The 236-nt window shown below is 71.2% G+C and carries 1 pseudogene; it reads left to right on the forward strand.

Annotation, left to right across the window (positions count from 1 at the left end):
- A pseudogene (locus tag KVS71_RS18850) lies at positions 1 to 236 on the forward strand (ABC transporter permease); the annotation flags it as partial.

Below are 236 nucleotides of genomic sequence, written 5' to 3' on the forward strand. Positions count from 1 at the left end.
CGGTCGAGCGGGCTGTGGGCCCCCGTGCTCCCGTCCCTCACGGCGCACGCCACCCCCCTCCCCAACAACTTCGGGGGCGGGTTCCTCATGGGCTTCCGCACCCGCGCGAGCGTCTGGGCCTGGCTCGGCGTGATCGGCATCCTGATGCTGTTCCCGCCGGCGCACACCTGGTTGGCGATCATCGCGCGCCTGAACGCGAAGACGGTCGTCGGTGCGAGCGCCTTCTCGTATCCCCT

Source organism: Microbacterium sp. GbtcB4, assembly GCF_019091465.1.
Lineage (GTDB): Bacteria > Actinomycetota > Actinomycetes > Actinomycetales > Microbacteriaceae > Microbacterium > Microbacterium paraoxydans.